This is a genomic window from Pseudomonas sp. NBRC 111130 (assembly GCF_001320485.1).
GTDB classification, from domain to species: Bacteria; Pseudomonadota; Gammaproteobacteria; order Pseudomonadales; family Pseudomonadaceae; genus Aquipseudomonas; species Aquipseudomonas vlassakiae.
This window is the reverse complement of the sequence record NZ_BCBG01000026.1, coordinates 67,316-77,182: the sequence shown is the minus strand read 5'-3', so window position 1 is coordinate 77,182 and position 9,867 is coordinate 67,316. Positions and strand designations below refer to the sequence as shown.

General features: G+C 66.2%; 10 protein-coding genes. All 10 read right to left on the bottom strand.

The window, feature by feature from the left end; translation table 11 throughout:
* Positions 1-278: DUF4265 domain-containing protein (locus tag APH33_RS14045; RefSeq protein WP_156351947.1), on the bottom strand; the 278-nt coding region annotated here is incomplete at its 3' end.
* A gap of 93 nt (positions 279-371) precedes the next feature.
* On the bottom strand, positions 372-1,601 hold the full coding sequence (locus APH33_RS14040) for a hypothetical protein (protein WP_054885728.1): 1,230 nt from the start codon (positions 1,599-1,601) through the stop codon (positions 372-374).
* Between the two features lie 248 nt (positions 1,602-1,849).
* On the bottom strand, positions 1,850-2,809 hold the full coding sequence (locus APH33_RS14035; RefSeq protein ID WP_054885727.1) for a PDR/VanB family oxidoreductase: 960 nt from the start codon (positions 2,807-2,809) through the stop codon (positions 1,850-1,852).
* A gap of 8 nt (positions 2,810-2,817) precedes the next feature.
* Positions 2,818-3,852, bottom strand: coding sequence for an aromatic ring-hydroxylating dioxygenase subunit alpha (locus APH33_RS14030; protein WP_054885726.1), 1,035 nt, complete (start codon positions 3,850-3,852; stop codon positions 2,818-2,820).
* A 20-nt stretch (positions 3,853-3,872) separates the two neighbouring features.
* The gene (locus tag APH33_RS14025; protein ID WP_054885725.1) at positions 3,873-4,100 is read right to left on the bottom strand and encodes a recombinase-like helix-turn-helix domain-containing protein; all 228 of its coding nucleotides are present in this window, start codon (positions 4,098-4,100) and stop codon (positions 3,873-3,875) included.
* A 10-nt stretch (positions 4,101-4,110) separates the two neighbouring features.
* The gene (locus APH33_RS14020) at positions 4,111-5,079 is read right to left on the bottom strand and encodes a VOC family protein (protein WP_054885724.1); all 969 of its coding nucleotides are present in this window, start codon (positions 5,077-5,079) and stop codon (positions 4,111-4,113) included.
* On the bottom strand, positions 5,076-6,566 hold the full coding sequence (locus APH33_RS14015) for an aldehyde dehydrogenase (RefSeq protein ID WP_054885723.1): 1,491 nt from the start codon (positions 6,564-6,566) through the stop codon (positions 5,076-5,078). The genes APH33_RS14020 and APH33_RS14015 overlap by 4 nt, the downstream gene beginning before the upstream one ends.
* Before the next feature lie 9 nt (positions 6,567-6,575).
* Positions 6,576-7,379, bottom strand: coding sequence for an aspartate dehydrogenase (locus APH33_RS14010; protein WP_054885722.1), 804 nt, complete (start codon positions 7,377-7,379; stop codon positions 6,576-6,578).
* A gap of 10 nt (positions 7,380-7,389) precedes the next feature.
* A complete protein-coding gene (locus APH33_RS14005) occupies positions 7,390-9,075 on the bottom strand; it encodes a thiamine pyrophosphate-binding protein (protein WP_054885721.1) in 1,686 nt (561 codons plus the stop codon).
* Positions 9,068-9,865 (bottom strand): SDR family oxidoreductase, encoded by a 798-nt coding sequence (locus APH33_RS14000; RefSeq protein WP_054885720.1) that lies wholly within the window; start codon positions 9,863-9,865, stop codon positions 9,068-9,070. The genes APH33_RS14005 and APH33_RS14000 overlap by 8 nt, the downstream gene beginning before the upstream one ends.
* Between the last annotated feature and the right edge of the window lie 2 nt (positions 9,866-9,867).

The following is a 9,867-nucleotide window of genomic DNA, read 5'->3' as shown; positions in this document are numbered from 1 at the left end:
GCCATGCGCACCTGTTCGACATCTGCGGCTGCCTTCACCCGGATGCGGAACACCGAAGCACCGCCGCTCTGTTGCAAGGTTTCGAACCAAGACTGCTCGCCATCTTCGCAGGTGCTGATGATATCCCCGGGAGCAATGCCGTAGGCATAGAAAGGCAGACTGTCGACCTGGTAGCCCGTGGCGGTGCGTTTTGCCCAGAGACCTTCGACCGAGGCCGGCGGGTAGCCGTGGGCGTCCTGCTCCAGGCGCCAGAGCACGATCTTGTATTCGCAGGGCATGTTCAGGGTCAGTTGCAGGAAGGCGCTCCATGGTAATGCCCTTTGCCTGCGGTGTCTGTACCGGCCCGGTTGCCGGTACAGGCAACCTGACATTCAGAAGTAATAACCGATATTGATATTGGTCCGGTAATACCAGTCATTGCTCCCCACCGAGCTGGTACTGGTCCAGCCCGTGCCATTCTCCGCCCCACCGAACGGGTTGGCATTGCGCGCCCAGGTCAGGTCGACCCAGGCCATGATCGGCATCGCCAGGAACTGCACACCCACGGTGAACATCTGCGAGTCATCCCAGCCGCGCTTGTCCTTCATCATCCGGCTGTAGTCGGTATACAGCTTGACCTTCTTCAAATGGCCGAGGCCCGGCGTGAACACGTCATAACCGACGTTGAGCGCCGTGATGGTCGCCTTCGACGCGATCAGGTAAGCCGGGGTCAGGCCGTTGCCACCCATCAGTACCGCATCGTCGCTGACACCCGTAGGGTTACGTGGATCGTATTCATAGCGGATGGCCTGGCCAGTGATCGTCCAGTTGCCGCGGTTGACCAAGGCATGCATGCCTGCCGCCCAGTAGTCGCCATCGTCATGGGTGGTGGCGTTGTACAACTCGGCGCTGGACAGCGAGGCGCCCAGCTCGGCCTTCCAGCCTTCGCCGCTGAAAGTGCGGGCGAGCCGGGCGTTGACCTGGTTGCGCTTTTCGTTGTCCTGGCGCGACTGGGTGAAGGCCACGGCGTTGTCGTCCAGGTCGCTGAAACGGCCGACCTCCGGTGAGTAGCGGATGCCGGTGGGCAGCATCCGCGGGAAGTAGCCCAGTTGCAGGTCCCAGCCACTGTCCTTGTAGCTGTACTTGAGGCCGGTGCCTGCGCTGACGCCATAGCCCATGAAGAACGGGATGTGATAGCTCCAGCCGAACTGCGGATAGGGCTCCAGGCCGAACGGCTTGAACGGCGCACCCAGTTGCAGGTTGGATTGCTCGTCGATGCGGTAGCCGACGAAGCCGCGGTCGATGGCGCGCTTGCCGTCGTCCTGGAACCAGTAGCCGACGTCGGCGAACAGCTGGCGATGGCGCGCCTGGAGGTCCAGGCGGAAAGTGTCGAAGAGGAACCGACCGTTGTTCTCGGTGGTGTCCCAGTGCTCGTCGCGGTAGTTGACCCTCAGGGCGCCGCCGATGTCCAGGCTGCTCTGGCCGTCGTCGCTGCGCCAGGCGACATGTGGGAAAGGCTTGCGGGTACCGGGCGGCTGGTCGGGGGCCGCCGGGCCAGGCTCGGCGGCCAGGGTGGTGCAACTGGAGACGAGCAGACCGAGGGTGATCAGGTATCTGTTCATGCTATGCCCTGCAAGGTTGAGGCAGTTTTCGCGGGCAGCAGCGGGCCCTCACCGCCTCGAACGGGTGTTTTTGGAGGGGTAGCTGGCTAATAGCGAAAACCGGGGGTGGTTTTATTGTTTTGGTTTCGTAATAGCCTGGGCTGGCCCCTTCGCGGGTGAACCCGCTCGCACAGGTACGGCGCAGTATTCAGGACCTGTGGAGATCCTGTGGGAGCGGGTTTACCAGCGAAGTGGCCGGCACAGGCAACTCAGAGGTCGAGCACCAGACGCCGGCTCTTGCAGCCCGACACACACACCATCATCGAACCATTGGCCGCGCGCTCGGCCTTGCTCAACACGCCGTCGCGGTGGTCGATATCGCCTTCCAGCACCCGCGTCTCGCAGGAGCCGCACACGCCTTCACGGCAGCTATGGTCGATATCGCAACCGGCCTCGAGCAGCACGTCCAGCAGGTTGAGACCCGGTTCGACTTCGAGGGTCTTGCCACTCTTGCTCAACTCGACGCTGTAGCGGTCCAGGGCATCCTCAGCCGCCGTCACCTCCACGGGGGTGAAGCGCTCGATATGCGCGTGCTGATACCCCAGTTGCTCGCACACTGCTTCGAAGGCATCGAGCATCGGCGTCGGCCCGCAGCAATAGAAGTGCGTGTCCTCCGCCCGCCCCGCCAGGTAATGCGCCAGGTCCGGCAAACTGCCTTTCTCGTCGTTGAAGTGGTACACCACCTTCGCCCCCAGCTCTGCCAATGGCTCCAGCAAGGCCGCCTCGCGCCGTGAACGGGCGCAGTAGACCAGCTCGGCCGAGCGCCCCAGTGCCAGCAACTGCCGGAACATGCAGTAGATCGGCGTGATGCCGATGCCGCCGGCTACCAGCACGCTGTGGCTGGCGCGGGTGTCTAGGGCAAAGTGGTTGCGTGGCTGCGAGATGGTCAGCTGCGTACCCACCCGCAACTGCTCATGGACGTAGCGCGAGCCGCCGCGGCTGCCGCGGTCGCGCAGGATGCCGACCACGTAGCGGCCCTGGTCACTGGGCGAGTTGAGCAGCGAATAGCTGCGCACCAGGCCGTTGGGCAGGTGCAGGTCGATGTGCGCGCCAGCCTCGAACGGGGCGAACACGGTGTCGCCCCAAGGCCGCAGTTCGACGCTGATGATGCCGTCGGCTTCATGGCGCAGGGTATGCACCAGCGCGCTGACTGTGGATGCGTTGGACATCGCTCACCTCACGGCAGTTGTTTGGCTTCGATCAGGGCCAGTTGTTCCTTGGCCTTGGCTTTCAGGTAGCGGCGCAGGCGCACCACGCCGAGGTCGTGCTGGTACAGGTTCTCGCGCTGGTTGGCGTCCGCTTCCATGAACTCCAGCAGCACGCGGTCCTGTTCCAGCACCGCCCAGTGTCGTGCCTCCAGGCGGTTCTTGTAGAGGAAGCGCCACGTGTCGCGCTGCCAGCCGGTCAGCGGTCGGGCGCGCCAGTGGAATACCGCTGCCAAGGCGCGGCTGCTCGGGGTATAGCTGCCAATGATGGTGAAGTTGCCGCCTGGGCCGCCAGTCTTTGGGTAGGGAATTTCCAGGCGCAGCCAGTGGCAGCCGTTGTCGAGGAATTCGGTCCAGTCGAAGTTCACGCCGCGCTGGCCTTCCTTCTCGAAGAAGAAACCATGCTCGGTATCGCGGGTGACGAACCTGGCGGTAGCCTCGCCTTCGCTCATCGAGTGCGACATCTTGTGCAGGTAGGTGCCGTGCATCGGGTCCATGACGTTGTCGAGCACATAGCGGTAGTCGCCTTTCCACTCGGTGTAGCAAAGGAAGCTGCTCCACTCGGGCGAGGTCAATTGTTCGGGCAGCACCAGCTCGGGCGGGGTGTCCAGGTGCGGCTCGGTGGCGTTGAACAGGAAGATCGCGCCGGCCACCTCGCGGGTATGGAACATCCGCGTCGGGCGGCTGCCTTCGAGCTTGCAGCCCGGGCTGCCGGGCACCTTGGTGACGGTGCCGTCGCAGCGTACTTCGACGCCGTGGTACGGGCACTGCAGGCGGTCGCCCAGTACCGGCCCCTGGGACAGCGGCGCGCCACGGTGCGGGCAGTGGTCCTCAAGGGCGTGGACGTGGCCATCGTTGTCGCGCCACAGAGCGATCTTGTAGCCCAGGCGGCGGATCGACAGCGGCCGGTCAGTCAGCAGTTCCGACGGCAATACCGGGAACCACAGGTCCTTGAGGCCATTGGCCAGGTGCTGTTCAACAGGGTCGACGGTTACATGCATGTTCATCTTGTTCTATCTCCCGCGGGTCATTCGCCCAGCCGTGCCATCAGGGTCTTGAAAGCGTCTTCGGTCCACTCGCCGCTGGTCAGCGGGCAGGGCGGGCCGGCCAGGTTGAGGTGGGCGAGCAATTCACCCAGCTGACTCACGCCGTTGCCGTAGGCGCGCTCGATGGAATCGCCGAGCAGGTCTTCGAATGGCGTGTTGGGGCGTTTGCGTGCCTGGTGGGGCTGCAGGTAGACCTCGGTGTTGCTCATGGGGTGGCCCTCAGTTGTTCTTCGGTTTGTCGGTGAGGAATTTGCCTTGCGGCGCTTCTGCGTGCTGCTGGCGTCGGGTGTTGCCGTCGATGCCCCCGGCGATCGCCCACTCGGCGAAAACGGTCGGCCCGGGTTCGAATTCACGGGGTTGCCAGTCGCCGGTCAGCTGATCTTCGTCGGCGTAGTACTCCACCAGCGCGCCGGCCGGGTTCTTGAAATACCAGAAGAACGCCGACGACACCGGGTGACGGCCTGGGCCGATCTCGGTATCCCAGCCGCAGCGCGAGATGTGCATGCCGCCGCCGAATACTTCGTGCAGGTCGCGCACGGTGAAGGCCACGTGGTTGAGGCCAGCGCGCGGGGCCGGCAGCTGCAGCATGAACAGGTCGTGGTGGCCGCCTTCCTCGGCAGTGCGCAGGAAGGCGCCGCGGTTGGGGTAGCGGTCCGAGGCCTGGAAGCCGAAGCGCTCGTGGTAGAAAGCTTCGCAGGCGTTGACGTCGGTGACGAAGAACACCACGTGGCCGACTTCGATGGGTGTGGCGCGCTCGTACACCGGGGCCGGCTTGTTGATGCGGCCCTTGGTCTGCCAGGTGTTGTGGCCGCTGCATTCGAGCTGCAGCGCGCGCTTGCGGGTGACCTGCAGGCGGATCGCCAGGCCATTGGGGTCGGTGCAGCCGATGCGGCCGTTGCCCTCGACGAAGCCTGGGTCGTTGGCAATGCGCTGGCTGTACAGCGCAAGGTCGGCCTGGCTTTCCACGCCCCAGACCACTTCACGCACGGTCGAACCGGGCTCGATGGCCGGCGGCAGGCCGGGCTTGTCGATGGCGGCCAGGACCACTCGGCAGCCATTGAGGGTTTCGAAGACGACTTCGTCGTCGGCACTGCTGATCGGGGTCAGGCCCCAGTCGCTGAAAAAGCGTGCGCTGGTGGCCAGGTCCTCCACGCCATAGGTGACTTCGTCGATGCCCAGTACGCTCATTGCCCTGCCTCCACGCCGGCCCAGGCCAGCGGCTGTTCGTTCATGCCCCAGTAGAGGCTTTTCTGTTCCATGTACTGCAGGATGCCCAGGCGGCCCTTTTCCCGGCCCAGGCCGCTGTCGCGCCAGCCGCCGAACGGGGTCGAGATGGAGAACTGCTTGTAGGTGTTGATCCACACCGTGCCGGCCTGGAGCTTGCGCCCCAGTGCCCAGGCGCGTTTGTAGTCACGGCTCCAGATCCCCGCGGCCAGGGCGTACAGGCTGTCGTTGGCCTGCTTGATCAGCGTTGCTTCATCGGCGAAGGGCATGGCCACCAGCACCGGGCCGAAGATCTCTTCCTGGCACACCTGCTGCTGGTTGCCCAAACCTTCGAGGATGGTCGGCGGGTAGAAGAAGCCCTGGTCGAACAGCCCGCCGCTCGGGCGTTGACCACCCAGGCGCAGGCGGCCGCCTTCGGCCAGGCCCAAGGCCACGTAGCGCTCCACCGACTCACGGTGCGCGGCGCTGATCAACGGGCCCATCTGCGTGCGTTCGTCGGCCGGGTCGCCCAGGCGCAGTTGTGCGGCGGCGGCGGTCAGGCGGGCCATGAACGGCTCGTACAAGGCCCGGGCGACGAACAGTCGCGAGCCGGCGATGCAGGCCTCGCCCGAGGAGCTGAAGATGCCGTACAGCACGCCCGCCACGGCGTGGTCGAGGTCGGCGTCGTCGAGCACGATGGTCGGCGATTTGCCGCCCAGCTCCAACGATACCGGCATCATCTTGTCGGCGGCAATGTGGGCGATGTGCTTGCCGGTGCTGGTACCGCCGGTGAACGACACGCGCTTGACCAATGGGTGGCGGGTCAAGGCGTCACCGAGCAGCGAGCCCTTGCCCGGCAGCACACTGATCAGTCCCTTGGGCAGCCCTGCGTCGTCGCAGATGCGTGCCAGTTGCAGGGCCAGCAGCGGGGTGATCTCCGCCGGCTTGATCACCACGGCATTGCCAGCGGCAAGGGCCGGGGCAACCTTTTGCGCTTCGCTGGCGATCGGCGAGTTCCACGGGGTGATCGCCGCGACCACGCCCATCGGTTCATACACGCTCATGCTGACGAAGTCGCCACGTGACGGGGTGATGGTTTCTTCCAGGGTTTCGCAGGCAGCGGCGAAGAACTGGAAGGTGCCTGCGGCGCTGGCCACCAGTGCGCGGGTCTCGTTGATCGGTTTGCCGTTGTCCTGGCGCTGCAGCTGCGCCAGCTCCTCGGCGCGCTCGCGGATCAGCCCGGCGATACGGTACAGCACGGTGGCGCGCTCGTGGGGTTTGCGCTGCGCCCAGCCGCTGTGCAGGAAGGCCTGGTGTGCCCCCTGCACGGCGGCTTCGACGTCGTCCAGGCTGGCGGCGTTGAGCCAGGCCACCGGTTCGCCCGTGGCCGGGTAGCAGGTGGCGTAGCGCGCACCGCCGCCCAGGCGCCAGGTGCCGGCGATGCACAGGGGTAAGGTCTGTTCCAGTGTCATGGCGTTCCCCTAGATGGAAATGGCATGGGCATGGTTGCCCAGGGCGCGGACCACGCTGTAGACGGTCAGCGCCGAGGTTTTCGGGTTGGCTTGCAAGGGCTTGCCATGCAGGCTCATTTCAAAGCCGCCGAAGGTGCCGAAGGCCTTGACCTGGTGCACGTTCTCTTGGCAGTGGGGGTCGGCGACCAGGGTGACCCGGGTATGGTCAAGGCCGAGCCCGGCCAGCGACAGGGTGGCGGCGACATTGGCGTTCTTCGGGTACAGCCGGGCGGCCTCGCGGGCGCTGCCCTGGAAGATCACCGTGGCCTCGGACAGGCTGTCGAGGGCGCAGACCTGCTCGGCCGGGGTGTCCTTCCAGGCCTGGGCCGGCTTGCGGCCGGTGTACTCCACGGTGTCAAGGCCGCCGACCTTGGCCGCCGACAGCGCGTCGATGCCACCGATGGCGCCGGGCAGCAGCTCGATGCGGGTGTCGCCGCGGGCCGCCGCTTGCTCCAGGCGCTCGACCAGCCCCGCTCGCGACAGCGCGCCGACCGATACCACCAGGCACGGGATCCCGCGCTCCAGCGCCGGCAGCACGTGCTGCTCGATAGCGCGGTGCCCGGCGCATTCCAGCAGCAGATCAGGGCGCGCGTCGGTCGGCAGCATGGTCAGCACCTGTGGCGGCCGGCGCAGGCGGGCCAGGCGCTCGGCCACCAGCGCTTCGGAGCCGGGTGAGGCGATGACCGCGTCGACCTGCAGCTGGCGGTCATGCTCCAGCAGTTCCAGCACGGCCACGCCGATGGCGCCACAGCCGATCATGGTGATATGCAGCATGGGTGGGTCCTCAGGCGGCGGTGGCTTTCTGCGAGCGGGTTTCGCTGTTGGGCGGGCCGGCGAAGCGGGTGGCGAACGGGCCGACGCTGAGCATGTCGACTTCCAGCAGGAATGGCCCGTCGCTGCCCAGTGCGCCTTCGAGCACCGTGCCGAAGTCCTTCAGGTCGCGCACCAGGCCGTGCTTGAGGCCGAGCGATTCGGCGAGCTTGGCGTAGTCCGGGGTATGCAGCTCGACGTAGGCGTGCCGGGCGCCGTAGATGGCGTCCTGGATGTTGCGGATCACCCCGTAGCGCTGGTCGTTCATCAGCAGGATCACGACGTTGGCCTTTTCCTGCACCAGGGTCGCCAGCTCGCCCAGGTTGAGGATGAAGCCGCCGTCGCCGGCCAGGGCGAATACCTTGCGCCCTGGCGCGGTCTCGGCAGCAGCGATGGCTGCGCCGATGCCCATCGCCAGGCCCTGACCGATGCCGCCACCGAGGGCATGCACGCCGGCCTGCGGGTGGTACAGGTTGAGCAGGCGATTACCCCAGATGCTGTTGGACAGCGTCACGTCGCGTACCCAGGTGAAGTTGCGGCCGGTCTGCGCCTGCAACTGATCGACCATGGCCGCATACGGGCCAAGGTCTGCCACCAGCTGTCGGCGCGATTCGGCCCGCACTGCCTTGAGTTCGCTCATGAACGCCGGGTCGATGCGCAAGCGGCCTTGCAGGCGGTCAGCCAGGCCTTCCAGGGCCAGCGCGGCGTCACCGCAGATGAACAGGTCGCTTGGGTAGCTGCGGCCTTCAATGGCCGGGTTGGCATCGATGCGCAGGGTGGTGCGCGGCAGCTTCAGGGCGTACTTGAAGGTCTCGTTGCTGCGCAGCCGCGAGCCGGCCACCACCAGCGCGTCGCAGGTCTGCATGAAGCCTTCGACCAGTTTGTTCTGCGAGAAGGCACCCAGACAGCGCTCGTCATCTTCATTGACCACGCCACGGCCCTGGGTCGAGGTGATCACGCCTACGCCCAGGTCCAGCAGGCGCTTGACCTGCGCGCCGGCATGACGGGCTCCCCCGCCGAGCCAGAGCAGCGGGCGGGTGGCGCTGGCCAGGCGCTCGGCGACCAGATCGAGGGCTTCCGGGACCGGGACCGCGACCGGGATGGGCAGCGGCGACAGGTCGCCAGGCATGGGGATCAATGCCGACTGGATATCGATCGGGATCTCCACGCTGACCGGGCCGGTGGGCGCGGTGAGTGCGGTTTGCACGGCCAGCTTGAGGGTGCTCAGGGCGGTCTCTACGCTACGCACGCGGAAGGCCGCCTTGGACACGGCCTTGAGCATGGTCAGCTGGTCGCGGGCCTCGTGGATGTAGGCCAGCTCCTGATCCAGGTACGGTGTTTCGATCTGCCCGGTGATATGCAGCAAGGGGGTACCGGCGGTGAGCGCTTCGACCATGGCCCCGGCGGCATTGCCAGCGGCAGTGCCGGTAGAGGTCAGGCACACGCCCAGGCCGCCGACGCTGCGGGCGTAGGCATCGGCCATGTTGGTGGCGCCGGCTTCGCCGCGGGCCATGATGAAGCGGATGTTGCCGCGTACGGCAAAGGCGTCGAGGATCGGCATGTTGTGGATCGAAATCACGCCGAAGGCGGCCTTGACCTCGCACTGTTCGAGGAACGCGGTGATCACTGCACCGACGGTGACGGTGTTTTCGTTACGCATGGCGGGACAAGCCTCCAGAAACATCGATATGACTGCCAGTGGTGTAGGACGACAGCGGTGAGGCGAGGAACAGAATGGCTTGGGCGGCTTCCTTGGGCAGGCCCAGGCGGCCCAGCGGGATCTGCTTGCGGCGGGCCAGCTGGGCGGTCCATTGCGCCCAGTCCAGCGCACGCTCGTCACGGGCCTCGAAGCGCCGACGCCACTGCCCGGACTCGACCAGGCCGATGAGGATGCCGTTGACCCGGATACCTTCTTCGGCGAACTCGAAGGCCATCGAGCGCACCAGATTCTTCAGCCCGGCGCGTGCCGCCGAGGTGGCGACCATGTGCGGCTCGGGCTGGCTGGCCAGCAGCGAGTTGACGCAGACGATCGAAGCACCTGGTTGGCCTTGCAGCTGGGGTTTGAAGGCGCGTACGGGGTTGATCACCGAGAAGAACTTCAGCTGCAGCTCTTCGCTCCAGGCGACGTCGCTGGTATCGGCGAAGGTCGACACGCGGCCCTGCCCGGCATTGTTGATCAGCACCCGTGCCGGGCCCAGCGCGGCCTGGCTGGCGGTGGCGAAGGCATGCACGGCCTTGGCATCGAGCACGTCGCACACCTGGGCCAGCAGTTGTGCTTCAGGGAAGCGCTGACGCAGGGTGGCCTCGGTGCTGCGCAGGCGGTCCTGGTTACGGCCGCAGAAGGCCACGCGGGCACCTGCTTCGAGCAGCAGCTCGACGCAGGCCAGGCCGATGCCGGACGAACCGCCGGTGACGATGGCGGTGCTGTCGTGCAGTTGGTAGAGGTTCATCT